The 25,834-nt window shown below is 48.2% G+C and carries 17 protein-coding genes and 5 tRNA genes; 12 read left to right on the forward strand and 10 right to left on the reverse strand.

From position 1 onward, the window contains the following. Positions 1-69 precede the first annotated feature (69 nt). Complete coding sequence (locus EH243_RS15915; RefSeq protein ID WP_126159657.1) at positions 70-1,170, reverse strand: ABC transporter ATP-binding protein; 1,101 nt, start codon at positions 1,168-1,170, stop codon at positions 70-72. 793 nt (positions 1,171-1,963) lie between these two features. On the opposite strand from EH243_RS15915, the gene EH243_RS15920 reads away from it, so the two are divergent. From EH243_RS15920 to EH243_RS15930, 3 genes are read left to right on the forward strand one after another with little or no spacing between them, the layout of a single operon-like run. Continuing rightward, the gene (locus tag EH243_RS15920; protein ID WP_126159658.1) at positions 1,964-2,860 is read left to right on the forward strand and encodes an HAD-IIB family hydrolase; all 897 of its coding nucleotides are present in this window, start codon (positions 1,964-1,966) and stop codon (positions 2,858-2,860) included. Then, complete coding sequence (locus EH243_RS15925; RefSeq protein ID WP_126159659.1) at positions 2,853-4,079, forward strand: glycosyltransferase family protein; 1,227 nt, start codon at positions 2,853-2,855, stop codon at positions 4,077-4,079. Before EH243_RS15920 ends, EH243_RS15925 begins: the two co-directional genes overlap by 8 nt. 1 nt (position 4,080) lies before the next feature. Continuing rightward, complete coding sequence (locus tag EH243_RS15930; RefSeq protein WP_126159660.1) at positions 4,081-5,841, forward strand: sugar phosphorylase; 1,761 nt, start codon at positions 4,081-4,083, stop codon at positions 5,839-5,841. A gap of 89 nt (positions 5,842-5,930) precedes the next feature. Here the strand turns inward: EH243_RS15930 and rnr are convergent, their stop codons facing one another. From rnr to EH243_RS15965, 7 genes are all read right to left on the reverse strand, one after another. Beyond that, the gene (rnr, locus tag EH243_RS15935; protein ID WP_126159661.1) at positions 5,931-8,276 is read right to left on the reverse strand and encodes a ribonuclease R; all 2,346 of its coding nucleotides are present in this window, start codon (positions 8,274-8,276) and stop codon (positions 5,931-5,933) included. A 793-nt stretch (positions 8,277-9,069) separates the two neighbouring features. After that, on the reverse strand, positions 9,070-10,212 hold the full coding sequence (locus EH243_RS15940) for a GGDEF domain-containing protein (protein WP_126159662.1): 1,143 nt from the start codon (positions 10,210-10,212) through the stop codon (positions 9,070-9,072). A 669-nt stretch (positions 10,213-10,881) separates the two neighbouring features. Continuing rightward, positions 10,882-10,958, reverse strand: a tRNA-Pro gene (locus EH243_RS15945). A 65-nt stretch (positions 10,959-11,023) separates the two neighbouring features. Beyond that, positions 11,024-11,100, reverse strand: a tRNA-Pro gene (locus EH243_RS15950). 79 nt (positions 11,101-11,179) lie between these two features. Further along, positions 11,180-11,256, reverse strand: a tRNA-Pro gene (locus EH243_RS15955). An 11-nt stretch (positions 11,257-11,267) separates the two neighbouring features. Next, positions 11,268-11,343, reverse strand: a tRNA-Asn gene (locus EH243_RS15960). 25 nt (positions 11,344-11,368) lie between these two features. Beyond that, positions 11,369-11,444 (reverse strand) — tRNA-Asn (locus EH243_RS15965). Between the two features lie 283 nt (positions 11,445-11,727). Here EH243_RS15965 and ycaO point away from each other — a divergent pair. From ycaO to EH243_RS15985, 4 genes are all read left to right on the forward strand, one after another. Next, on the forward strand, positions 11,728-13,458 hold the full coding sequence (gene ycaO, locus EH243_RS15970; RefSeq protein WP_126159663.1) for a 30S ribosomal protein S12 methylthiotransferase accessory factor YcaO: 1,731 nt from the start codon (positions 11,728-11,730) through the stop codon (positions 13,456-13,458). Positions 13,459-13,672: 214 nt separating this feature from the next. Beyond that, the gene (locus EH243_RS15975) at positions 13,673-15,079 is read left to right on the forward strand and encodes a Wadjet anti-phage system protein JetA family protein (RefSeq protein ID WP_126159664.1); all 1,407 of its coding nucleotides are present in this window, start codon (positions 13,673-13,675) and stop codon (positions 15,077-15,079) included. Continuing rightward, entirely contained in the window at positions 15,079-15,882 is an 804-nt protein-coding gene (locus tag EH243_RS15980; RefSeq protein WP_241235109.1) for a DUF4194 domain-containing protein, read from the forward strand. The genes EH243_RS15975 and EH243_RS15980 overlap by 1 nt, the downstream gene beginning before the upstream one ends. Further along, a complete protein-coding gene (locus EH243_RS15985) occupies positions 15,879-19,322 on the forward strand; it encodes an SbcC/MukB-like Walker B domain-containing protein (protein WP_126159665.1) in 3,444 nt (1,147 codons plus the stop codon). The genes EH243_RS15980 and EH243_RS15985 overlap by 4 nt, the downstream gene beginning before the upstream one ends. A gap of 73 nt (positions 19,323-19,395) precedes the next feature. Here EH243_RS15985 and EH243_RS15990 read toward each other — a convergent pair whose 3' ends face one another. Both EH243_RS15990 and EH243_RS15995 read right to left on the reverse strand, forming a co-directional pair. Continuing rightward, positions 19,396-19,659, reverse strand: coding sequence for a hypothetical protein (locus EH243_RS15990; protein WP_126159666.1), 264 nt, complete (start codon positions 19,657-19,659; stop codon positions 19,396-19,398). 114 nt (positions 19,660-19,773) lie between these two features. After that, the gene (locus tag EH243_RS15995) at positions 19,774-20,508 is read right to left on the reverse strand and encodes a hypothetical protein (protein ID WP_126159667.1); all 735 of its coding nucleotides are present in this window, start codon (positions 20,506-20,508) and stop codon (positions 19,774-19,776) included. A 65-nt stretch (positions 20,509-20,573) separates the two neighbouring features. Here EH243_RS15995 and EH243_RS16000 point away from each other — a divergent pair, with 65 nt between their 5' ends. The 5 genes from EH243_RS16000 to EH243_RS16020 all read left to right on the forward strand — a co-directional run bounded on the left by EH243_RS16000 (position 20,574) and on the right by EH243_RS16020 (position 25,712). Further along, positions 20,574-20,927, forward strand: a complete 354-nt coding sequence (locus EH243_RS16000; protein WP_126159668.1) for a hypothetical protein — start codon at positions 20,574-20,576, stop codon at positions 20,925-20,927. A 92-nt stretch (positions 20,928-21,019) separates the two neighbouring features. Then, positions 21,020-22,360 (forward strand): DUF3422 family protein, encoded by a 1,341-nt coding sequence (locus EH243_RS16005; RefSeq protein WP_126159669.1) that lies wholly within the window; start codon positions 21,020-21,022, stop codon positions 22,358-22,360. A gap of 17 nt (positions 22,361-22,377) precedes the next feature. Next, positions 22,378-22,692, forward strand: a complete 315-nt coding sequence (locus EH243_RS16010; protein ID WP_126159670.1) for a BolA family protein — start codon at positions 22,378-22,380, stop codon at positions 22,690-22,692. Positions 22,693-22,769: 77 nt separating this feature from the next. Beyond that, positions 22,770-24,554, forward strand: a complete 1,785-nt coding sequence (locus EH243_RS16015) for an ABC transporter ATP-binding protein (RefSeq protein ID WP_126159671.1) — start codon at positions 22,770-22,772, stop codon at positions 24,552-24,554. A 33-nt stretch (positions 24,555-24,587) separates the two neighbouring features. Continuing rightward, entirely contained in the window at positions 24,588-25,712 is a 1,125-nt protein-coding gene (locus EH243_RS16020; protein ID WP_126159672.1) for a phospholipase D-like domain-containing protein, read from the forward strand. The last annotated feature ends 122 nt before the right edge of the window (positions 25,713-25,834 follow it).

Genomic DNA, 25,834 nt, shown 5'->3' on the forward strand with positions numbered 1-25,834 from the left:
TTTATTCGCTCATCATCTTAATGATGTAGCCTTTATTGTTTTTCAGTAGCAATGACATTCTGATCCTGATCAGATTGTATCCAAGGCCCTGCAATCTTTAGACGACCAACCGATAGGGGCTGTGCCGCCAACTTGCAATCCTTTATGGTCCGTGGAATTCGGAACCTTGACGATAAATTCATCGTGGCCGCAGACATTCATACGGACGCGCTTGTGATCTCCTAGGTAGATAACCTCCTCAACTTTTCCGGTGAATACGTTGTCACATTGACCTTCAACAGGGTCAAGAAATACGCGTTCAGGTCGTAAAGAAAGCGTACTTTCTTTACCAATATCATCAGTATTAATATCAAGGGCAGTGACCAGCTCACCGCTTGGCAAGCGAACGGTACAAATGCCGTCTTGAGTTGATTGTAAAATACCGGATAACTTATTGTTTTCACCGATAAATTGGGCAACAAATGAGTTAGTCGGTTTTTCGTAAAGTTCGGTGGGGGGGGCGAGTTGTTGAATGATACCGTCGTTGAAAACTGCGATGCGATTCGACATCGTCAGTGCTTCAGATTGGTCATGGGTCACATAGACGACGGTCACGCCCAATCGTTCATGAATATGTTTGATTTCGTACTGCATCTGCTCCCGCAGATTTTTATCGAGCGCCCCGAGAGGTTCGTCCATCAGAATCAAGTCAGGCTCAAATACCAGTGCCCGTGCTACGGCGACGCGCTGTTGTTGCCCACCGGATAATTGTGCTGGACGGCGATCCCCGAAGCTACCCAATTCGACCATGTCGAGGGCTCTGTTGACTCGCTGTTCTATTTCGGATTTACCCATGTTGCGAACTTTGAGAGGGAAGGCGAGGTTTTCGGCTACGGTCATATGAGGAAAGAGTGCATAGTTTTGAAATACCATGCCGATGCCGCGTTTGTGGGGTGCTACGTTGTTGATTGAACGGCCATCGAGATAGATATCGCCGTGGGTTGCTGTCTCAAAACCTGCCAACATCATGAGTGATGTGGTTTTTCCTGAGCCGGATGGCCCAAGCATGGTCAGAAACTCACCGCGTGGGACATCAATATTCAGGTCTTTCACGACGAGGATCTTTCCGTCGTAGCTTTTCTGAACACCGTCAAACCGTACAAAAGCCTCACTGGAAGCTGAATTTTCCATTTGTTATTATGCCTCTCTACAATTTATGGGTTGTGATCCGCAAGTTTAAATCGGTAGTAAATTATTCTTAGCGACTGTTTCGCGTCTGTCTATACCCTACGATAATTTCAAGTAAGAGTGCAAACATTACCTTTAAATATCAAGGATTAAGTAGTTTCGCTCTGTTTTGATGTTCAATAATCGGCGTTTTCTCCATAAATTTTGACCATTTACGACATTTCACTAATTTATTATTACGAAAATAAACCCAAAGTGGTCAATCGCTTCACATTTTGGCGTGCTTTAATTGAGTGCGCGCTTCTCGCTCAGGCGTTCATTTTTCGTTTCTCTTATTTCTTTAAGCAAAACTAATACCATGTTCTGGTATCAGTCTGATTAATACATCTTTCCTGAATGGCGCTGCTTAAATAGGCGTTACTGTAAGGGCATGTTTTCCCCTTTGTTCTCGCTATCCTTAGGTTTTTATCCCGTATTGCTGTAACTCATTCTTTTTTGACTCTTTTTTGGCTCTTTTTTAGAGCTTTACCGTCAGCTTAGTTGATGCGGTGCACTGATGATTGATTAAAAAGGTCATACGAAATACCCATCAAATTATTTATCGATATGAGTAAAGCATAGACTGAGTCTGAGTAATTGCACTCTATGCTGGGGTTTTTCTAAATCGGTATGCTTCCTGCAGTATCCGCAGTATGGATAAAGTATTTTGCTTAAAAGGTTGTTGGGTGGTCTATATTGGTGCGTTTTTGTTATTGCTTAGATCGATGTGCACTGTTGCTGCGAAGGGGGTTATACGATGACGACAAAGGTTTTGATTTTTACCGATCTTGATGGCTCGTTGCTGGACCACTTTAGCTATAGCTTTGATCCCGCTAAACCCTTACTGGCCTTACTAAAAGAGACTCAGATTCCTGTTATTCCGGTGACGAGTAAAACCCGAGCGGAGTTATCGGTTTTACGGAGGGAGTTAGATAGCGATGAGCCCTTTGTGGTTGAAAATGGCGCGGCGGTTTTTATCCCAACCGGTTACTTTTCAACGCCTCCATCGGGCTGTATCAGTGTCGATAATTATTACTGTGCGCAGTTTTCGCTACGAAGGGATCATTGGCTAACGCTCTTAGCAGAGCAAAGAGCTGAGTTTGATGGCGAATTTGAAACATTCACCTCCTTGGGCATTGATGGCATCGAAGCCTGTACTGGGCTATCAGATGACGCGGCCCAATTAGCCAATATCCGTGAGTTTAGTGAACCGGTTCGCTGGCGCGGATCGGAGAGCCGTAAACAGTTATTCGTGCAAAAACTTAGGCAAGCGGGGGCTACGGTGCTTCAGGGTGGACGATTCCTGCATGTGACCGGCGCTTGTAATAAGGGGCAGGCGTTGCAATGGTTGTATGAGCAGTATGAACTGCGAACCTCCAATGGCACTGAAGCAAACCATTTTTTAACCATTGCCGCCGGTGATGGCGATAATGATGTGGATATGTTGCAGGTGGCTGATTGTGCCGTCGTGATCCGTTCGCCTGTACATGAGCCACTTAACATCGAACATAAGAATCTCTATCGAACCAAACAAACCGGCCCCGATGGTTGGGTTGAGGGGGTTAGCTGGTTTTTAGGCGCCGCGGAACGACCGTTAGAGATGAATTCAATTGAATACCTTCGGAAGAAGCTAAGGAGTAATTTTTATGGGTGATTTTTATCAGAATGGAATTATTACGACTTTGCATCATCTAGCAGATCGGCCGATAGAAGAGGTCGAAGAGGAGTTGACGCGTTTTGGCCGAAAGCGGCCTTTGGCATTGATTCTACCCTCGCTGTTTTCCGAACTTGAAGGGCCGGCACTGAGCCATATTATCGATGAAATTAGTCAGGTGCCTTACCTCTCAGAGATTGTTATTGGGCTTGATCGCGCCGATGAAGAGCAGTTTCGTTATGCCCGCCAATTTTTTAGCAAGCTACCGCAGCATCATCGTATTCTGTGGAACGATGGTCCGCGTTTAAGAGCTCTAGATGCCGAACTGCAAGCACTTAAACTAGCCCCTAAAGAGGCCGGTAAGGGCCGTAATGTTTGGTATTGTATGGGGTATATTTTGGCTTCGGGCCGGGCGGAATCCGTTGCGTTACATGATTGTGATGTGACGACCTACAGCCGTGAAATGTTGGCTCGGTTGATCTATCCGGTGGCTAATCCGCAGTTTAACTATGAGTTTTGTAAAGGCTTTTACGCTCGCGTCTCCGACGGCAAGATTAATGGCCGAGTCAGCCGTTTATTGGTGACGCCACTCTTGCGAGCCTTGAAGAAAGTCTTTGGCGAAATTGAGTATCTACAGTTTCTCGATAGCTTTCGTTACCCCTTAGCGGGTGAGTTCTCTTTTCGGCGAGATGTCTTGACGGATATTCGTATTCCGAGTGACTGGGGCTTAGAAATAGGCGTGCTGTCAGAGATGCATCGTAACTATGCCAATAACCGGCTCTGTCAGGTAGATATCGCCGATCAGTATGATCATAAACACCAAGATCTATCCTTAGATGATATGGAAGCCGGTCTGTCAAAGATGTCGATCGATATCACTAAATCCCTGTTCCGCAAGCTGGCCACTCAAGGCTATACCTTTAATACCGAGACCTTCCGTTCGGTTAAGGCAACCTACTATCGAATTGCTTTGGATTTTGTCGAAACCTATCACAACGATGCGGTGATGAATGGCCTACAGTTGGATATCCATGCTGAAGAGATGGCGGTTGAGATGTTCTCCCGTAATATTATCTCCGCCGGTGAGCAGTTTTTGAGTAATCCGATGGAAACGCCGTTCATTCCCAGTTGGAGTCGTGTGTCTAGTGCCATGCCCGATGTGTTTGATCGCTTGATTGAAGCGGTGGAGTTGGATCATCAAGAGTTTATGGCGGAATAATATGGATAGCGTTTTAAATAGTGCTAGTGCGCAACTCGCCAGTCAGATTGAGAATCATCTGCATAATATTTATTGCTCATTTGAAGCGGAGGAGGTTACTCAGCTGGTCTCCGACCTGATCTCTATTATGCGTCTTGGGAGTGTAGAGCAACTGCCCACGCCCTATAAGAATCATTGGAGTCAGCAAGATATTATTATGATCACCTATGGTGATAGCTTGCACCGTGCTGATGAGCGGGCGATGAATACGCTGCATCACTTTTTGAATGAACAGTGTGATGGCGTGATCAGTGGTGTTCATGTGTTACCGTTTTTTCCCTACAGCTCGGATGATGGGTTTGCGGTGAGTGATTATTATCAGGTACGTGAATCCGTTGGCGAGTGGCAAGATATTCAGCGGCTCTCATCAGAGTATCGTTTGATGTCCGATCTGGTGATTAATCACGGTTCAGGTGAAAGTCTATGGTTTGATAATTTCGTTAAAGGCGAAGGGGTTGGCCATGACTATTACTTTACCGCGAGTCCCGATGATGACCTTTCTGAGGTAGTTCGGCCACGCACCAGTCCCTTATTGCGGGAGGTTGAAACGGCGGATGGTCTGAAGCATGTGTGGTGCACCTTCAGCCATGATCAAGTGGATTTTGATTTTCGCAATACGGCGGTCTTGAAAGAGTTTGTGCAAATCTTCCGTTTTTACCTTGATCAGGGCGTGAATATATTTCGTCTAGATGCGGTGGCCTTTCTTTGGAAGGAGGCGGGTAGCCGTTGCCTTAATCTGGATCAAACCCATGAGGTGGTGCGACTCTTCAGAACCTTGATTGAGTACGCTTGCCCGAATGCGATGATTATTACCGAAACGAACATCCCTAGTCGGGAGAACCTCTCATATTTTGGTAATGCCAATGAAGCACACTGTGTCTATAACTTTTCGTTGCCGCCGTTGTTGCTGCATGCCCTCATCACCGGTCAGAATTTCTATCTAAAACAGTGGATGATGAGTATGCCTCCGGCGCAGGATGGCACCTCTTTCTTCAACTTTATCGCCTCACATGATGGTATTGGTCTACGTCCAGTGGAGGGGATTTTGCCCGATAGCGAAGTCGACCTCATGATTGAGACGATGCAAAACTTTGGCGGGCATGTCTCTTGGCGAGCGCTCGATGATGGTGCTAAAAAGCCATACGAGATTAACATTGCCCTGTTTGAAGCATTGCAGGGAACGACCGATGGCAAAGATAATTGGGGGGAAGCCCGTTTCCTCTGTGCTCACCGTATTATGCTGGCACTGGAGGGGATACCCGGTATCTATCTACACAGTTTACTCGGTACCTTGAATGATCATGAGCGTGTCGAGATGACGGGGCAGTTTCGTTCGATCAACCGACATCAATGGGACTATACCGCGTTAGAAGCGTTATTAACCGATGAAGCGAGTCATCATTATCGAGTGTTCAGTGGACTTAAGGATTTAATTGCTATTCGTATTCAGCAGAAAGCATTTCACCCTAACGCGACTCAGTTTACGCTGCATCTGGGCGAGCAGCTATTTGGCTTTTGGCGCCAGAGCATCGATAGGACGCAAAATATATTCTGTTTGAATAATATCAGTGCCGAGCCCGCTAGCTTGTCATTATCTGATCTGAACTTGATTAGTACTCAAGACTGGTCGGATCTACTCAGTGGTCAGCATTATGAAGATCTGCAGGGAGCGATACTGTTAGCGCCGTATCAGAGTGTTTGGTTATCAAACACGATAGGGTGATCAGCGCGACCTAGGGTGTAGGTCGTGCGATTGATTACTGTTAGTGTCGCTAAGGCCAGCCTAAGCAGGCTGCCTTAGCATTCACTGAATCACTTCTTACTGTATTTACGGTTGCCTTTGCCACGGCCTTTGCGGGCTTTAGGTTTTGTTGATGCTGGCGCGTCATCTTTATAGGCAAGTTCAAATTCGATCTTACGTTGATCCATATCGACCCGGACAACGCGTATATCTATCTTGTCACCAATACCAAAGTTAACCCGGGTACGTTCGCCCACCAAGCGCTGCTGTGCCGCATCGAACTGATAGTAATCATTGTTTAGGGCGGTGACGTGCACCAGACCTTCCACCTGAGTATCATCGAGTTCAATAAATAGACCGAAGTTGGTCACGGTGCTGATCACGCCACTAAAGACGTCACCCACATGATCCTGCATGTATTCGCACTTCAACCAAGCCTCAACATCCCAGCCGGCTTTGTCGGCGCGACGAGATACGAGCGAACAGTGTTCTGCCAGGTTATTCATGGCGGTTAGGTCGTATGGGTAGCTTTTTGTTTGCTCAAGCGGTGCCGCTGTTTTGACCCGATGAACAGAGTCGGCGGTGCCGGTCAGTTTTTTCAGTGTTCGACTGAAGATGCTGCCCGTTTCACTGCGACGAATAACCGAACGGATTGCGCGATGAACCAGTAGATCAGGGTAGCGACGAATCGGTGAGGTAAAGTGAGCATAGGCTGAGTAAGCCAGACCGAAATGGCCTTGGTTGTCGGAGCTATACTCTGCTTGGCTCAGTGAGCGTAGCATCATCATGCGGATAATTTGTGCATCAGGACGATCGCCAAGGCTCTTCAGTAATCGGTCGTAATGGGCCGGCGTTGGTTTATCACCACCGGCGAGATTTAGGCCCCGCTCACTGAGGAATGTTCTCAGGTTGGTTAGCTTTTTCTCGACCGGGCCTTCATGGATACGATAAAGAGCGGGTAGGTCAATCTTCTCGAGGAACTGTGCTGTCGCCACGTTGGCACAAAGCATAAATTCTTCGATCATCTTATGAGCGTCGTTACGTACAACCGGCACGATCTTGTCGATCTTACGGTCTTCGGTAAATTTAAACTGTACTTCCTGTTTTTCAAAATCGATAGAGCCACGTTTGGTACGCGCCTTTCTCAGCACTGCATATAGATGGTGCAGGGCATGCAAATGAGGCACAACATCGGCATGTTGGCGAGCCACTGTTTTACCGAGTTCGGATTCAGAAGAGGAGACCAATGCGCCAACCTGGGTGTAGGTTAGACGGGCATGGGAATGAATAATGCCTTCTGAAAAGGTATAGCTCGTCATCTTGCCGGCATTATTGATCGACATTTCGCAGACCATCACGAGGCGGTCAACATGTGGATTCAATGAGCACAAACCGTTAGAAAGTGCTTCAGGCAGCATGGGGACAACATGACCTGGGAAGTAAACCGAGGTGCCTCGTTCAGCGGCCTCTACATCGAGTGGACTGCCGGGCATAACGTAATGGGATACATCGGCAATCGCGACATATAGACGCCAGCCGCCAGATTTACGTTTTTCACAATAGACCGCATCATCGAAATCCCGAGCATCCTCACCATCAATGGTGACGAAGGGGAGTGCACGCAGATCGGCACGATGTTGTTTGTCGGAGGGTTTAACCTCTTCACCGAGGGCAGCAGCAGCATCGAGTGCATCCTGAGGCCATTTGTGAGGAATATCGTGATTGCGAATGGCAACGTCGATTTCCATACCCGGAGCCATGGAATCGCCTAGTAGTTCAACCACTTTTCCTTCAGCATTAAAACGGTTGCAAGGGTATTCAGTGATGGCAACGGTAACGTATTGGCCAGCTTCAGCGCCATTGAGTTGATCATCGGGAATATCGATCTCATTGCGCATACGGCTGTTTTCAGGCTGTAAAAAGTACTCACCGTCATCAACTCTCAGGCGGCCAACCACTTCCGTGGTATTTTGCTCGAGTACCTTGATAATCTGGGCTTCTTGGCGTCCACGGCGATCGACACCGCTGATACGCGCCTGTACACGGTCACCGGGAAATGCTTTAAGCATCTGGCTTTCATGTAGGTATAGATCGTCGCCGGGGCCATCAATTGAAAGAAAACCAAAGCCGTCGGGATGGCCAATGATCTTGCCTTCGATTAGGTCGTCTTGAGTTAGTAAGCTATAGCCCTTACGTGGATCGAAATTTAATTGTCCGTCTCGCTCCATCGCGCGCAATCGGCGTCGGAGTGCTTCTTTCTCATCATCTTCAAACAACTTGAGGGTTTTGCCCAGTTGTTCACGGTTGAGATATTTTCCTGGTTCATCGAACAGACCCATGATGTATTCCCGGCCAGGGATAGGGTTGCTGTATTTTTCAAAATCGGCGGCATTTATAGCGGTTTTAATATTACTCATTCTTTTCTCAAATAGACCCGCGTTTGAATCTCCCTGAACATCGACTCACTGCAATGGCAGTTCGGATGTTACCGGTAAGGTATAACGGGCATCACTCATTTCTGTTGAGTGAATAAATTGTGTTGGTTATCAGAACGGCTCTGTTTAGCCGAATATTTAGCGCGAAATCGAAACTTAATCGTTACAATTTCCGCCTGAAAACCAAAAAAGTCATGCAGAGATGATTCATAGACTACCTCTGACAGATGACAAAACTATGTCTTGCTGTGTAGTACCCTCGGTACTGACTTCAGCGAGCTACTTTAATGTGTGATCCTCTATTGTGATCTTGGGGACACACCATACTGACGGGCACAGTAGCGATATTACGCCGTGAGTATTGATCGGGACAACTCTGGCCTTGAAATTGAAACAGCTGTATTCGAAGTTGGTTCGGTGCCAAAAGCACGACGGATGTTCAAATGAAGGGCAGGTTTGTTCTGATAGCGAAAAAATAAGACTGGAATTTAAAACAGTGGGACGAGAATACTTAAATAAACTTATGATAGTAATACAACGACAACATATGGTTAAAAAATAGACTTTTTCTAAGCTATTAACAACTATATAGAGTTGTGAGGCTTTGTCAATCAATCGTTTGTTTCGATCCCTGTGTTGCTTGGGCTTGTTAAGGTCTTGGTACAGTCTCCCATCCGTTAAATTAAGCCCTCATCCGTTTGGTGTGAAATGGGTGCCGTCATACAGTCAAAGAAACATCGCTAATCTGTACTGTATGACCATAGCCTAACCTGCTTTATTCTGCTTCGAATGGCATTATTTGAATCTGATTGCGCCCATTGTTTTTTGCCTGATAGAGTGCGGCGTCAGCGGCCATGAGTAGATCTCTAATGGTGCTAAAGTTTCTTTGTGTCTGCACCGCGACTCCCGCGCTAACGGTGACTGTATCGAACGGGGAATCTTGGTGAGTTATATCGAGTGCTGCAATGGATGCGCGTACCTTGTTGGCTATCTTTTTGGCTGCAAGGGCATCTGTGTCAGGGAGGATAAGTAGAAACTCTTCACCACCATAGCGTACCGATACATCGCTTGCGCGTTGTCCTGAATCGAGAATGGCTTGTGCTACTTTCTTTAAGCAATCATCGCCAGCTTGGTGACCATAGTGATCGTTATAGTTCTTGAAAAAATCAATATCGAGCATAACCAGCGCTAGCAATCTTTGGTGGCGTTCAGCTTTTGCCCATTCCTGTTTTAGTATGTTATCCATACTGCGCCGATTAGCGAGGCCGGTGAGTTGATCGGTGTTCGATTCTTTTTGTAACCTGAGTTGTATGTCCTCGGTAAAACTTAATAGGGTAAATACGCCAACGATAACGTTGAACGCCGGCCAGATGATTTGTGACGCAATGATGGTGACGTTAAAGATGTTGGGTGATATCTCTAGCAATAGCGAGCGGATGATAACGACGATCGACATTGCACAGCAGGCGTAAGCAAAAATAAGGTCGGATGAGTTTCGGTCTGGTTTCTTTTTAATAAACAGGTAAGCCGCTACCGATAAGGCCAAAGGGACAAAAAAAGCGCTGACATGAAGAGCTTTATAGGGGTGTTCGGTGTAGGTGAAATAACCTAACGCCAAGCAATTAAGTATAAAAATAAGGGATATTAAAGAAACGGGGAGTGGCTGTTCGCAGCGTCGATAACTGAATGCCACCATCCCCCAAATGAATGTCGCCGATAGCATGACGGATATGATTTTTAAAGAGGTACCGATATCAAAGGCGTATAGAAACCAGCTAAGGCAGTTTGCCGACATCGCCATAATAAAGAAGAGAATGCACTTCGGCTTACCGATAGGGTCTTTAATTCTCGTGCCTGAAAAAGCCAGAATTAGGTTGATAATGGCAACGGTGAGAAAGTAGTTCTGTTCTGTTGTCATCTAAACTTCCTTGTCGCATTTGTAGGGTCGTATGCACTTAACAGCTAGGCGGTTTAGCTGTGATCCTAATGCGTATGGAGCAGCCTTTGTTGCCAGTAACATGATTGAGATGTATCGATTACATCGGCTTTGCGGCTGTATTATCCATAACCTAAAAGATGAAAATCCGGTTTGCACTTCAGGACGTTTTTTTGATGTTACTCGTCACAATCAGCAGAGCGTTGGATTTTATCATATGGCTCTTCATCTTCCCCCTCTTTTTATTATCCGTCGCTACTTATTCGAGAAAGTTGGATTTGGCTTGTTAGTAACGGGTCGTTAGGTAGTTTAGGGGAGGTTTGACGCATAATAAAAAACATCAATTGATGGGGAGTTGGTTGGTGTGGTGAGAAAAAATCCGGGGTAGCTGTATACATGATAAAACAGACGGTGATGTATACCCCGGTGAATAACGAAATGACTTCGTTAAGATTCAGCGAAGGGGAGGTGCTGAAAAACTGGTTGTAAATCGTAATAACAGAAACTGGGTGTTGGAGTTTTCTCTCGCTATAAAAACAGCGATTATATCTTGCGAAGCATTCTATTTAGAGCAATGAGCGAGTGACAATATTTTGAAGCAGAAGAATGAGAGTGTTAAACCATAATTCAATATGAGTGCGTGCTTCAAAGTGGTCGGGGCAGCAGGATTCGAACCTACGACCCTCTGGTCCCAAACCAGATGCGCTACCAGGCTGCGCTATGCCCCGACTAAGGGTTGTCTCAATGAGACGGTGTTACTCAATACTGTTACTAAAACAAGTACTTCGAAAGATGGTCGGGGCAGCAGGATTCGAACCTACGACCCTCTGGTCCCAAACCAGATGCGCTACCAGGCTGCGCTATGCCCCGACGAAGAACGGTATTTATACACGAAATGTTCAAGCGTGTCTCAGAATCTAACCACTAAAGTTATAGGGTAACTTTAAAGTGGTCGGGGCAGCAGGATTCGAACCTACGACCCTCTGGTCCCAAACCAGATGCGCTACCAGGCTGCGCTATGCCCCGTTCTGAGTGAATGGCTCCTCGAGCTGGACTCGAACCAGCGACCAATAGATTAACAGTCTACTGCTCTACCAACTGAGCTATCAAGGAATGTCATTCAGTACGGTTAAAAGGTTGGCTCCTCGAGCTGGACTCGAACCAGCGACCAATAGATTAACAGTCTACTGCTCTACCAACTGAGCTATCAAGGAACGTCTCAACCGTGGCGGCGTATATTAATGATGAGGGGGGTATGCGTCAAGTGGGTAAGATAAATATTTTACTGTTTTATTAAGTGCTTAAATAACGATCTGTTGGATATCGCTTTTCTTTTTTTTGCCTATAGCGCGATAATGCAAAACATTATGTTTTAGCTTGTTTCCTGTTGTCGGTATGGCAGGCCTTATAATTGTCCACCGTCTTTGGAAAAGTGGGTTTGTTTCTCTGGATGTGGCTGTTTTTATTTAAAAATGGGTAGTAAGGATTCTTCTCCCTATGACTATGATTCTCGGTAAAGATACATCACTGCAAAATGCTACGGGCTTGATGAAGGCTAAATTGCAGACGTTAGGGTTTGAGATTGACGAGGTCGAGTGGCATAACCCGGTGCCCCATGTTTGGTCCGTCAGGCTCGAGGATCGTTCTAGTACCGTTTTTGTTGCGCAGGGGAAGGGCACCTCTCAAGAGGCGGCGCAGGTCAGCGCGTTAGCGAATTTGTTTGCCGGTTTAAGTAATAATCATTTTTTTGCTGATTATTATTTGGGACAAGAGGTGGCGAGTCAGCCATTTATCTATTATCCCAACGAGCGCTGGTTTCCGGTTACGGGGGATATTTTGCCGAGCGGGTTGTTGGATGAGCCAACGCGGCTGCACTATAACCTGACGGGAGAACTAAAATCCTCAATGCTGTTAGAGCTCCATGCGGCGCACCGAGACCATGCTATTTGTGCGATCCCATTTGAGCGTCAGCGTAATGGTGAGCAGGTGTGGATTCCGGTTAATATCATTAACAACTTATATGGCAGTAATGGTACGGCGGCTGGGAACTGTCTCTATGAGGCGCGGGTGCAGGCGTTATCAGAGATATTTCAACGGCATATTAAAAACACCATTATTACATCAGGGATCAGTTTGCCCGATATTCCTGAGTCGGTGCTCAGTCGTTATCCGTCGATGATGGAGGCGATAGAGACTCTTCGCGGGCAAGGACTAATGGTGATGGTTAAGGATGCCTCCCTAGGAGGACAGTTTCCGTTAGTCAATGTGACACTGATCAACCCTCTGGATGGCGGTTGTTGTGCTGCTTTTGGGGCGCATCCTAAATTTGAGCGGGCCTTTGAGCGGGCGGTGACGGAGCTGTTGCAGGGGCGAGATCTCGACGACCTTAGCGGTTTCTCCTTGCCTTCGTTTGACCTTGCTGAAGTGGCCGAGCAGGCTAATTTGGATGCCCATCGAATAAACTCGACCGGTTCGGTGGGTTGGGATCTGTTTTCGACCGAGACCGATTATGACTACACCGAGTGGAATATCCCTGGGGATGCTCAAGCTGAATTTGAACGGTTGTGCTATCTGATTCACAAAGTGGATATGGATATCTATATCGCTGACTATGGTCACCTCGGTGTTCATTGTTGCCGTATCATTGTGCCGGGGATGTCTGAAGTCTGTTCAGTCGATGTTTTGGTGCGGGATAACCGTAATGCGGGCACTGAGTTGCGAGAACCGCTATTAAATCTATCGTCGTTGGATGACCGGCAAATCGAAGGGTTGTTGGTGGCGCTCGAAGAGGGTGGTTTTGATGATGGGCAGCGAGTGGTTGAGATCATCGGTCTTTTACCGGATGAGCATGATATTTGGTATTCCTTCAGTGTGGGCGAGCTTAAATGCCTGCTAAATTTGCGCTTGGGTGAGTTGGGTGAAGCGTTGATTTGGAGTGCTTGGCTACAAACAACTGAGGTTGGGGGTAATCGTCGCGCCAGTTTATATCGCTGTTTACAGCAGTGCTTGATGTTTCGCTTAGATGCCGATCGTCCTCTTGAGCAGTATCATGGGGTATTAAATCAGATCTACGGTGCCGATTGTGTCACTCGGGTGTTAGAGATGATCGATGGTCATGCTGTTTTTGTGGGATTTTCGGCGTCTACATTAGCGTTGGAGGCTTTTGCTGCTCATCAGCACCTATTATCGGTTTATGCTCGCTTACAGGAGGCTAAAACAAACCGTTGATTAAACATTAGTCAGTATTTTATCTGGCTGATTTATAAAGACTTTTAAATTATCACTCAAAAAAAAGGCTGACTCTGCTTGGGCAGCCTTTTTTGCTACTTGGTCAGTGTGGTTATTTCCGTTATCATCGGTAACCTTATTAAGGAAGGTGTCCGCAGAGAACGTAGCCGGACTTATTTTACCTTGCCACGCGTGCCCGGAGATCTTAGCTGAGATGCTTTTTAAAAAGCTTCCCGAAACAATATTTGTCCCGCTATCGGGGCAGAATAAACATATCTACGAGGCAGTTCTGCTGGATCTTGCTGATCAGTTCTTCGATGAAGATCTGGTTGATCCCTTTGTGCCGAAAGATCTGATTCGTTCCTGTATTGAAGATACGGTGGTGCGCCTCGGTGTGCGCCGCTGGGAGCCCGAAGAAGGAGAGTCAGAGGCTGAACGGCAAGAACTACCTCGCTCAACGGCGGAATATACCAGTCGTATCTATCGTCGCTTGGTCGATACCGGATGGTTGGAAGAGGAGCAGCGGATCTATCGCACCTTTGTGCTGCTTTCTCCGGCGATTAGTTATCTACTACGAACCTTGGTGGGTATTAATGAGCTGGAAAAACGCAGCTATGGCGGTGCCGTTCTTAATGTGTTGAGTTCGCTTGAATCCGCCGTCAATGATCCGGCAGGGCGGGGTATTACCTTGCAGGAAGCGGCGCAGACCGCAGCCGACTTTAGTGCTCACCTGACGGATATGATGCTGGGTTTGCGGGAGCTAAAGATCAGTCTTGCGGCGACCTCGAACCCACAGGAGATTGTCCGCAGTTTCTTCGATCGTTTTGTTGCCCATATCTTGGTGTCCGATTACAAAACGCTAAAAACCAAGAACAACCCCTTTCGGTTTCGGCGGCAAATACTGTCGATGTTGCGTGATCTGCAATTTGATCCGCTCAAGGTAGAAAAACTATCACAGCATTATCAGGAGCAGTTCGAGCTCAACTTTGCCGATGCTGAAGCGATGGTGCACAGCCATATTAATCGGATCATCCGTATTTTTGAGTCGGTCGATCAGCGTTTAGCGACGATCGATGATTTCCGTTATCGCTTAGAGAAGCGGGTAGCGGATACGGTTCGCTACATGGATAAGACCACGCCGGGGATGAGTTCTCGGTTGTCGCGCCTGATCTCCGATGTATCAAAGCTGGATGCCAGTGTTATCCCGCATATCGATACCCTTGATGATGTTGCGTTTTTAGCCCCAGGGAGCGTGCGTTCGCCGATCAAACGTCGGGTAGAGACGAAACCTCGGGTGATCCGCCCAGTGGAGATCGATCCACGGGTCTTGGAGATGCGGCAGCTATTCAAAGAGTATAAAGCGCGCCGTGAAGTCAAACCGGAAAATATCGAGCTTTATGTTGAACGTCATCTGTTGAATAACAAGAAGATCAGCGCGTCTGATTTCACCATCGACTGCATTGAAGATTACATCTGTTTTAGTTATTTACGGCATATGCGCTCGCTCGGTAAGAAGGGGCGCGGTACAGCCAATAAGTATGAGATTAAGTTTGAAGATACATATGTCAATGTCGCGGATATGGTTGAATGTCGCGATTTCAGTATTCAGAGGAAAGTATAATGCTGGGTGATCTGCAGAAAATTATCGGTCGTAGCGATCAGTACCAGGAAGAGGATTTTGTCCATGCGGCTAATATGCTGCTGGTGAATCAGTTCCTCTATGCGGAGCGCTCAGGACACCGCGATAGTTATTTCTTGGTCGCGTCTCAGGTGGATTACTTTTCGAATCTGTTTGCTGCCATTGGTTGGACATTGATCTATCAGCCGGATGAGGCGTATTTGGGTATCCTGCCTAAGGGTGAAGAGCGCTTTATGCGCCTGAAACTGGATGAATCGCTGTTTCTGCTTTGTCTGCGTCAGCAATATGAGCAAAAACTGGAAGCATTCGATGTCGAAGCGGGTCGCGCCTATATCACCACCGATGATCTGTTGACCCTCTATGAAAATTTGACGGGGCGTGAGATTCCTAATGAAACCCGACTGAAAGAACTGTTATCGCTGTTCAGTCGACACGGTGTGATTGAGCGGGGCAAACCCCACGAAACCGATCCTAAGAATATTCCATTGACGATCAATCCGGCGATTCGTCAGGTCGTCGTGGAGGACTTTATCGGTCAGCTTGAAGCGTTATGTGAAGAGCGCGGTGACGAGTTAGCCGCAAAAGCCTCGGCAGCGGAAGAGCAAGCCCCAGCCCCAGCGGATACGCCGGAGCAAACGGATACAGTGGCTAATGCGACCGATGATGGCGATACCGCTTCGGTCCCTGAGACAGAGACTGCCGACGGCAATGCCGAAAGCGCCGCAGAAGACACCGCAACTGAAGCCAATAATACCGACACGGCTGTCGAGGAGAACCGTTCATGAAGCAGCTTAATAGAATGGTGCTGGTCAACTGGTATGTGTTGGGCGCTGTCGAGATTCCGATTAAAGGCAATGTAGCGGTGATCGGCCCGAACGGTTCGGGTAAATCTTCGTTGCTGGATGCGATTCAGACCGTTTTGATGGGCGGTAACAAAAAATACCTGAGCTTTAACGCCAGTGCTGGCGAGAAGAGTGAGCGTAGCCTGCGGACATACTGTCTAGGCTTTATGGACGACCTTGGTAAAAAAGAGAATGCGCGGCAAGATTCGGTAAGCTATCTCGCGCTCAGTTTCTTCGATACCGAAACCGGTAAAGAAACCTGCGTAGGCCTGGCCATCAGTGCGTCGTTATCATCGCCAGAAGAAGATATTCTCGGCCGCTTTATCTTGCCTGATTTCTCCGTCAGTTTAGAAGACTTTACCGTTAAGCAGGATGGCGGTCGCTTGCCGAAAGAGTGGCCGGTGGTTAAAGAGAGCCTGCTGAAGCAGTGCCCTGAAATGAAGTTAGAGAAACGGGCCAACCGCTTTATTCGCGAGCTGGTGACAGAACTTAGTTACGATCAACAGATGCCGAACGATGATGATAAGTTTGTTAAAAACTTTCGTAACGCATTGAAATTTATACCGATCAACAGCCCCACGCGCTTTATCCGTGAGTTTGTTCTTGATGAGAATATTGTACATGTGGGTGGTTTTCGTAAATCGCTGGATGAATACCGCGCGATGGAGCAGAAAACCCGTGAAGTCTCAAATCGTATCGATGAACTGGAAAAGGTTCAAGAGCAGTGTAAAGGGATCGATCGCAACGTTAAAAACTCGGTCGAGTATGAGTGGGTCGTCCATGAAACCCGATTTGAGCATGCGGACCTCAAAAAAGAGGAAGCCCAAGAGCGTCTTGAGGTTAATCAGGTAAAAGAGACGACGCTTCAGGCGGATCTTGAGGCGAAGAGCGAAGAGCTCAATGAGGTCATGCAGTCGCTGGCGAATACCCGTGCCGAACTGAACAACACCGACAGTGCGCATAAGGTCAAAGCGCTGGAGAACTCGATCGATGCCCGCCAGCATGAGCTGAATGTGGTGAAAGAGAAAGTACAGCATGTGTATTCATTGCTGCGCTCGGCGGTTAGTTTTGCCAACTATCAGCAATATCTGCCGGATAGCTTTATTCCCGTGGTTAAAGACTCTGTTGAGCTGTGGCGTTCCGGCGAAGATATGATGGCCGAAACCTGGCCTCAGGCGCCGGTGGATGTGGATAACAATCTGAATCAACTAAAAGCGTCGGTTGATTCGGTTCGCCGCGAGATTGCTCGTCGTTTTGAATCCTCTGTGATACGGATGAACGAGCTGCGCAGTGAGATTCAGAACCAGAAAAGCGCCGTTGAACAGTTAAAAGAGGGGCGCGCTCCCTTGCGGCGTAATACCCGTGAATTGATGCAACTGTTAAAAGATTACGGCATCGATTCCACGCCGATCTGTGAGTTGGTGGATATCAATGATGAGAAGTGGCGCATCGCGATCGAAAGTTTTCTCGGCGCCCGCCGTGAAGCTTTGATCGTTGATCCCGATCGGGTGAAAGAGGCGATCACACTCTACCGTCGTAAGGGTCGTCATCTGAAAGGTTGTCGAGTGGTGAACACCACTAAATCCCATGAATGGCTTAATCGTTCTAAGCCCGGTTCGCTGGCGCAATTTGTTGATTGCCAGAGCGATGATGCGTTGGCCTATATGAATCGTGCCTTAGGTGGCGTGATGGCGGTGGAAACCGAAAGCCAGTTGCTGAAACAAGAACGAGCACTGACCTACGATTGCATGTTGCAAACCGAGGGTACAACCACCTCGATTCGTGAAGAAGCACCGATGATGGGCAGTGGCGGTGGTCGTCGACAGCATCAGCTACAGCAGCAGGATCGTCAGGTCGATCAGATGATGGCCGAGTTCAGTGCGCTGAACAAAGATCATGAAGCCTTGGATAGTCTGCGGGAAAATCTGATCCGCATGACCGCTGCACTGACCGGTGTGACTGAACGCACCTTTGATCTCGTCAATCAGCGAGAGATGCTGCAAACCGAAATCGAAGGTTATCGTCAGGGCATTACCGATCTGCGTAACCAAGATGATAGTGGTATCCAGCAGCGGATCAGTGAGCTTGTCGAAGCGCAAAAAGCGACTCAAATTGCTCAGAAAAAACTGATGGATAAGCTGCAGTCCACCCGGACGAGTTTGATTAAAGATAATGCTTCGCTTGAAGTGTTGGATAATGAGCTACAAGAGCATGCGATTGCGCGGACCCAGTGTGAAGCGGACGTTAACTTTGATGCTCAGTCGGCGCAAGAAAAGCGGGATTATATGGATGAATCCTGTTCCGGTGATCTCGACCGTATCATCTTTGATGCGGCGAAAAAGGCGCAAGCCGAGCTGGGGTTGGTTGAACGTAAGAAAAATATTGTGCGCGACGGTGTTGCTCAATATAAAGCTCGTTATCACGGCTCTGGCCTGAGCCATCAGGATCTGGACAAGGTTAACGAAGACTCGACCCATGCTCAGCTGTCGCAGTTTGTCGATGATACTATCCAATCTCTGCGTGACAGTGAGTTGGCGGAGTATACCGAGAAAGCGGAACGCGCCAGACTCGAAGCGGAAACTTCATTCCGTTCAGATTTTGTGGCACACCTTAAAGATCAGATCGATAAGATTAAAGAGCTGATTCGTGAGCTGAATGCACACCTTAAAAACCGTCCTTTTCATCGGGAGATGTATAGCTTTGAGATGATGCCGAACCCTGAATTGAAAGATATTCTGGAGTTGGTTGAAGCCTATACCCGTATGGATCAGGCGAATGTCGGCTCGCTATTTGATTTTAAATATGACGAGAAGCGTCCTCACCAAGATGCGCTGGCGAAGATTCATGAAGTGTTGAAAGATGAAGGTGAAAGTAGCCTGCTGCAGGATTACCGTAACTTCTACAACTTCGAATTGGTGGTTAAAGATCTCGATGGCAACCGTAAAACAACGCTCTCGCAGCGAATTAAAACGGGTTCGGGTGGTGAACACCAAGTGCCGTTTTATGTGGCTATTGCGGCGGCGATGGGGGCGACCTATCGCTTGCGTGAGACTGCCGACGGCGTGACATTGGGTGGTATTAGCCTGTCGGTTTTCGATGAAGCCTTTAACAAGCTGGATGCGGAAAACACGGTCACCTCGCTAGGCTTTATGAGCGACTTAGGATTGCAGACGCTGATCGCCGCGCCGGATGATAAGTATTCACTCATGGCGACCACCATGGATACCATTATCAACGTCTGCCGTGATGGTCGGATTGTCGATATCGATGTGGAGTTCCCAACCATCAATGGTAAGGAGCTGCTGAACTCCGATAACCCTTATCGGTTGATCGAAAAGTCAGCGGGTGAAGCCGACGATGTTGAAGGGTTGCTGCCGGCTTAAGTGTCCGCTTAACAAGTGTCTGGATCAGTGTGATTCAGACACTGATCTTTTCCTCATGGCTGTTTAGCCGATGTTAGCCATTCACTGCACTTGTCCAACGGGTTCTCCGTTGGGCAGTGTTTGTTTTGGGGTTAAAGTCGGGTATAAGGCTGCACAGAGGTGTATCTTGTCGCAGAATAATCAGGCGGGTGGAATCATTAGGGTGTGGCCGCACATCCCATTGGTCCGGTTGATTAATGATCTCAACCAGCATCCCTTGCACCTCGGGGGTCGGTATACCTCTAAATTCAACCATAAATTGATCGTTACCCGGCAGTGCTAGCTGTTCGGTACGCATATCTTTAAATTGCTGGTTGGCCAGCAGGCAGGCGAGATGACGCAGCTCCCAACAAGTGTCTGGATCAATGCTGATTCAGACACTGATCATTTCCTCATGGCTGTTTAGCCGATGTTAGCCATTCACTGCGCTTGCCCAACGGGTTCTCCGTTGGGCAGTGTTTGTTTTGGGGTAAAGGTCGGGCACAAGGCTGCACAGCGGTGCATCTTGTCGCAGAATAATCAGGCGGGTGGAATCATTAGGGTGTGGCCGCACATCCCATTGGTCCGGTTGATTAATGATCTCAACCAACATCCCCTGCACCTCAGGGGTCGGTATCCCTCTAAATTCAACCATAAATTGATCGTTACCCGGCAGTGCTAGCTGTTCGGTACGCATATCTTTAAATTGCTGATTGGCCAGCAGGCAGGCGAGATGACGCAGCTCCCAATGTGATGGGGTGGCCGTTAACGGTAGCAGTCTACCCAAGTTGCCCGGTGAGATGATCGAGCGGTCGCGGGAGAAAAACTTACGCACGGTGAGGTCGGTGTGAGCTTTTAGCAATGAGTTGTCACGCACATTACCGTCAAAGTTTATTTCTGCTAGCCCATCAATCATCATTTGCAGATTGAAATTACAGGCTTTAATGAATTTCCACGCGGGCGCCATCGATGTCCGTGAGCCCAAACTATATTTTATCGCCTGTTTACCGTGTCGAGTATTGCGCTCTAAAACGGTAATCATCAGATAGGTTGTTTGAAAGTCCACCATGGCTTCGGGTTGTTCAGTAAAACAGCTGGGCACTTCCCGTTGACAGAAGTCGAGCCAGGCTTGTTTAGTGTTCAGGTGGGGAAGGCAGCGGATATTCATTCACATCTCGAAGGCTGAGGTTATAATGCTGGCCTCTAGTTTAGCTGAAGTCGAGAGAAGCCTCTATGAAACTGATTAATCGTTCGGGATTAGCCGTATTACCGCGTCAGCCATTTGTCGATTGGGCTAATCAACAGCAGGATGAGTTGAATCAGGCCATGACGCTGGCGGACCATCGTGCCGAGGGGAGTGTCTATCTAACGCAAGAGTTTCAGTGTGAAGAGGATATCGCGCAGCAGTTAGCGCAGCATTATGAGGCTATTTTTACCAATGAGCTGGCCGCCTGGGATGAGTTTGGCGATAACTGGCCTGAGAATCGTACCCTTGAACTGTTTCTCCAATGGTTTGATGTTAGCCCGCAAGTGATGGCGGTTGACCTGTTGCAAGCGCCGCTGTTATTAGCGCCGTTGACGGAATAATGCGGAGTTAAGGTGTGGGCCTCAGGGAGAGTTGCTTTCGATAGCCATAATCGCTGAGAATAGTCTTTTATTTATCGTTAACAGGTAGTTTGATGTCGGCCAGTTCCCTTCAGCTTGAGATGCACCCTTTGAGAGAATCGCTCTATGAGGAGATGCACTCTCGACCCTTCCAAGTTATCCCCAGCCCCGCGCGAATTACCCACCTTTCGGTGATGTGTAGCGAGCAGCAGAAGGCACAGCAGTTCATTCATCTGCAGCAGCTGTGTGAGATGTTAGGCGGAGCGGTGCCCAAAGAGGATCTACCCTGTTTTCAACAGCAGTTTGGTCAGCTTCAGGTTCGCTGGGAAAAGCATATGGAGTTTGTCTCCTACACCTTTATCTGGCTGGGTGGGGATCATGGCGATCCGTTTGCTGAATCCGGTATCAGTCATCTGCCGGATGGCTGGCTGGAGGGAATTTGTGGTGAAGTTGTCGCGGCTTTCCATATGTCGGTTGAAAATGTGTGCGATAGTGCCGAGCCGACGATTCCTGAAGTAAAAACCTATTTTGATACCATGCGCCTAGTGGGCAGTCAGCCGTCTCAGGGGGCCGCTCAGGTATGGACCAGTTATCGGTTACATGATGATGGTTATGGGCGGTTTTTGATCTACAACCGAGAGATGAGTGACAGTCAGTTAGGGCGACTGATTCAGCGGTTGTTGGAGATCGAATCTTATCGACTCATGACGTTGATGGGGTTGCCGATGGCGCGTTCTATCGGTCCGCAACTGCAACTGATGGATCAACAGTTGGCCGAGCTGACGCAGATTTTGTCGGTTGAAGAGTATGATGATGAAAAATGCCGTGATGAACGGGAGTTGCTCGGTCGCTTGATTCACTTAGCCTCACGCGTTGAAGCTTATCGCGCCCGCTCGACATTCCGCTTTAATGCCACCAATGCCTATCAGGATTTAGTCATGCAGCGCTTGGCTGACCTACGCGAAGACGAGGTGTCGGGTCACCTGACACTGCATGAGTTTATCACTCGACGGATGATTCCCGCCGTGCGTACCTGTAAAGCAACGGCTGAACGGCTGGAGGACCTGTCACGCAGGATCGACCGTGTCAGTGATATGCTGCGTACTCAGGTGGAGTTATCAATTCAGGGGCAAAATCAGGAGTTGCTGAGTTCGATGGACCGCCGTTCGCGGATTCAGTTGATGATGCAACACACCGTTGAAGGATTATCGGTGGCGGCCATTAGTTATTACACCATAGGGTTGGTCAAGATCTTTATCGGGGTGTTATATGATCAAGGCTTACATATTAATAAAAGCCTCTCATTGGGTATCTCGATGCCGCTGGTGATTGTCACGGTGGCGCTGCTGACGCGGCGGATTCATTCCAAATTTAGTAAGCTGGCCGCCGACTCGGTGGACAGTAAAGACAAATAATTAAGATCAGGATCGATATGAGTATAGCAACAGAGATTGAGCAGCGTTTGACCGAAGGATTAGCGTTACAGCATCTAGTAATTGAGAATGAAAGCCATATGCACAGTGGCCCAGCGACGGAAAGCCACTTTAAGCTGGCCGTCGTGGCGGATGATTTTACCGGCAAGCGCGCCGTGGCACGGCATCAGATGATCTATGGGTTGCTAGCGGTACTCATGAATAATCCGATCCATGCGTTGGCGCTACATCTCTATACCACCTCGGAGTGGCAAGAAAAAAATGGAGATATTCCATTGTCACCTAGCTGCATGGGCGCAAAAAAAGAGCATTAAGATACCATTGTTGATCAGTATCTGCCGGTCAAATGGCCGCGAATGTGAGCCATCTACATAGGGGAATGACGCCCAACATGAATCAGCCGAATTACAACTGGAAATACATTTTCGGTGTGGCGCTGGAATACCGTCCATTATTGATTAAGGCTAACTTGATCGCACTGCTGGCGACCTGTGCGAGTGTCCCGCTGCCTCTGTTGATGCCGATGCTGGTGGATGAAGTGTTGCTGGATCAACCAGGTGCCTTAATTCGTCTGTGTCAGCGCTTTTTTCCAGAACAGTGGTCCGGCCCGGTGTTGTATATCGGCGCGGTGTTGGTTATCACCATCATGCTGAGGGCCGCCGCCTTAGTGTTTAATGTGTGGCAGGGTAGGCAGTTTTCGATTATCTCTAAGGAGGTTGTATTTCGCATCCGTGAGGGCTTATTGCAGAGGTTGAAGCGGATATCGATGGCTGAATATGAATCATTGGGCAGTGGTTCTGTCAGTTCTCACTTTATTACCGATCTCGATACGGTTGATCGCTTTGTCGGGGCGTCCGTGAGTCGGCTCCTGATCGCCTTATTAACCATCATCGGTACGGCGATTGTGTTGATCTGGATGAACTGGCAACTGGCGCTGTTTATCCTGTTGTTAAATCCGTTGGTGGTCTGGTTGACGATGCGCATCGGCAAGCAGGTGAAAGAGCTGAAGAAACATGAAAACCGTGCTTATGAGCAGTTTCAGGGTGGCTTAACGGAGGTGCTGGAAGCGATCTATCAGATTCGTGCGGCAAATCGGGAAGATCATTATCTGCAACGGTTAATCGGTGATGCCCGTTCGTTGCGAGATCACTCGACGCGGTTTGAATGGCGCAGTGAGGCCGCCAATCGTTTTAGTTTTATGGTGTTTTTGGTCGGTTTCGATCTGTTTCGGGCGCTCTCGATGGGGATGGTGGTTTTTTCAGATCTGAGCATCGGGCAGATGATGGCGGTGTTTGGCTACCTCTGGTTCATGATGGGGCCGGTACAGGAGGTCTTGGGTATCCAATATGCGTTTTATGGTGCCAAAGCGGCACTGCAGCGTATCAATCGGTTGATGGCCTTGGATGAAGAACCCGCATACCCTCACGTGAAAAACCCTTTTGCTGAATCAACATCGGTATCCATCGAGCTGCAAAACATCCATTTTAGCTATATTGAGGGGCAGGAGATACTCAAAGGCCTATCGCTTAAGATTCCAGCGGGGCAAAAGATTGCATTGGTGGGGGCTAGCGGGGGCGGTAAATCTACCCTAGTGCAGGTGTTGCTGGGGCTCTATCAAGCTGAGCAGGGGCGGGTACTGTTTAATGATGTCGCGGTGGAGCAGGTCGGTCTTGACCGGGTGCGTGAGAATGTGGCGACGGTATTACAGCACCCCGCACTGTTTAACGATTCTATCCGGGGTAACTTAACACTCGGGCGTGAATTCTCTGATCAGCAGTTGTGGCGAGCCTTGGACGTTGCTCAGTTAGAACCCTTTGTTCGTCAGCTAGATGAGGGATTAGATACCATGGTGGGGCGGCAAGGAGTAAGGTTGTCCGGTGGGCAGCGACAACGTTTAGCGATTGCGCGAATGGTGCTTACCGACCCTAAAGTGGTGATTCTCGATGAGGCAACCTCGGCATTGGATACTGAAACTGAATATAACTTGCACCGAGACCTCGCTAGTTTTCTGCAGGGGCGTACGACCATTATTGTTGCTCACCGCTTGAGTGCGGTGAAGCAGGCTGATCATGTCTATGTTTTTGAGGATGGGCGAGTGGCTGAACAGGGTGATCACGCGGCACTGCTGCAGCAGAACGGGCTGTATGCCCGCTTGTATGGATCCCATCAACACTGATGTCTGCACTAATGTCGGTATAAAGGGGATTCTATGACAGGTCGATACCGTTGGTCCGGTGGTAACCGAGTTGAGCTACTGGTGCAGGGCGAGCGTTTCTTTCCTCGGATGTTGCAAGCGATAGATGAGGCGCGTGAAACACTGTTATTAGAGTTTTATATGGTGAGCTCTGGCGCGGTTGCCGATCAATTTATCGCTGCATTAATCGCTGCCGCACAACGGGGCGTCAAGGTTTGTTGGCTGATCGATGATTTTGGTGGCCGCCGCTTTAAACAACAGGACAGTGATCGGTTAAAGCAGGCAGGCGTGCAGGTGCTGCGTTACAACCCGATTCGGTTATTTAAGTTGGATGGTAATTTAGCCAGAGATCACCGGAAGCTGATGATTAGTGATCAGCGTACTGGCTTTATCGGTGGCACGGGGATTAGTGATGAATACCTGCGGACCATCCCTGTTCATGGGGCGCTTGCATGGCATGAAGTGATGTTGCAGGTGCAGGGCGCAGTAGTGGCGGATATGGTGCAACTTTTTTCTCATCAGTGGATTAAAAGTGGCGGCCTGATGCCTGATATTAAGCCTGCTAATTTAGAGCGGCAGGGGGATGCGTTAGCCCGTATAACCGAAGTCCAAGGGTTAAAAATACAGCAGATCAAGCGTAGCTTTGTGCATCATGTTAATTGTGCAAGTGAGCGGGTTTGGATGGAAACTGCGTATTTTCTGCCAGCTTTATCCGTGCGTCGTAGTTTACGACAGGCAGCTTTGCGGGGGGTTGATGTTCGTTTGATTGTTGCCGGCCCGAATACGGACCATCCTTGGGTCTATCATGCTTCTAAACGCTATTATCGGCGCTTATTGCAGGCAGGAGTTCGAATCTTCGAGTATCAGACCTCTTTCCTGCATACCAAGCTAGGCTTGTGTGATCAGTGGGTATCGGTTGGCTCTTGTAACTTGGATCACTGGAACCTACGTTGGAATCTGGAAGCTAACCTCGAAGTTGTGGAACCGAATTTGACCGATACGGTCGAACAGCTGCTGATGAGTGATATGCAGCGAAGTCGTGAGATTTGTTATGACCAATGGTCTAAGCGCCCTTGGTATCAAAAACTGCGAGAGGTGAGCTGGTCACTGGTCTGCCAGTTACTGTTAAAGATACGTTAAGCTGGCAGCTGCTATCTTTTTGCTTAGTGCATCAGGTTTTCGGGCTGTTTTCGAGCTATAGTGCTGTGAGTGGTGATAGACATTGATAAGCAACCTGCATTTAATATTACCAACGAACGTTT

The organism is Amphritea opalescens, from assembly GCF_003957515.1.
In the GTDB taxonomy this organism is placed as follows: Bacteria; Pseudomonadota; Gammaproteobacteria; order Pseudomonadales; family Balneatricaceae; genus Amphritea; species Amphritea opalescens.

Coding starts and splice junctions, on each gene's coding strand:
- rnr (WP_126159661.1), bottom strand. CDS start 8,276: ATGAGTAATATTAAAACCGCTATAAATGCCGCCGATTTTGAAAAATAC.
- EH243_RS16005 (WP_126159669.1), top strand. CDS start 21,020: ATGTCGGCCAGTTCCCTTCAGCTTGAGATGCACCCTTTGAGAGAATCG.
- EH243_RS15985 (WP_126159665.1), top strand. CDS start 15,879: ATGAAGCAGCTTAATAGAATGGTGCTGGTCAACTGGTATGTGTTGGGC.
- EH243_RS15915 (WP_126159657.1), bottom strand. CDS start 1,170: ATGGAAAATTCAGCTTCCAGTGAGGCTTTTGTACGGTTTGACGGTGTT.
- EH243_RS15925 (WP_126159659.1), top strand. CDS start 2,853: ATGGGTGATTTTTATCAGAATGGAATTATTACGACTTTGCATCATCTA.
- EH243_RS16010 (WP_126159670.1), top strand. CDS start 22,378: ATGAGTATAGCAACAGAGATTGAGCAGCGTTTGACCGAAGGATTAGCG.
- EH243_RS15975 (WP_126159664.1), top strand. CDS start 13,673: ATGCTTTTTAAAAAGCTTCCCGAAACAATATTTGTCCCGCTATCGGGG.
- EH243_RS15980 (WP_241235109.1), top strand. CDS start 15,079: ATGCTGGGTGATCTGCAGAAAATTATCGGTCGTAGCGATCAGTACCAG.
- EH243_RS15940 (WP_126159662.1), bottom strand. CDS start 10,212: ATGACAACAGAACAGAACTACTTTCTCACCGTTGCCATTATCAACCTA.
- EH243_RS15995 (WP_126159667.1), bottom strand. CDS start 20,508: ATGAATATCCGCTGCCTTCCCCACCTGAACACTAAACAAGCCTGGCTC.
- EH243_RS16020 (WP_126159672.1), top strand. CDS start 24,588: ATGACAGGTCGATACCGTTGGTCCGGTGGTAACCGAGTTGAGCTACTG.
- ycaO (WP_126159663.1), top strand. CDS start 11,728: ATGACTATGATTCTCGGTAAAGATACATCACTGCAAAATGCTACGGGC.
- EH243_RS16015 (WP_126159671.1), top strand. CDS start 22,770: ATGAATCAGCCGAATTACAACTGGAAATACATTTTCGGTGTGGCGCTG.
- EH243_RS15920 (WP_126159658.1), top strand. CDS start 1,964: ATGACGACAAAGGTTTTGATTTTTACCGATCTTGATGGCTCGTTGCTG.
- EH243_RS15930 (WP_126159660.1), top strand. CDS start 4,081: ATGGATAGCGTTTTAAATAGTGCTAGTGCGCAACTCGCCAGTCAGATT.
- EH243_RS16000 (WP_126159668.1), top strand. CDS start 20,574: ATGAAACTGATTAATCGTTCGGGATTAGCCGTATTACCGCGTCAGCCA.
- EH243_RS15990 (WP_126159666.1), bottom strand. CDS start 19,659: ATGCGTACCGAACAGCTAGCACTGCCGGGTAACGATCAATTTATGGTT.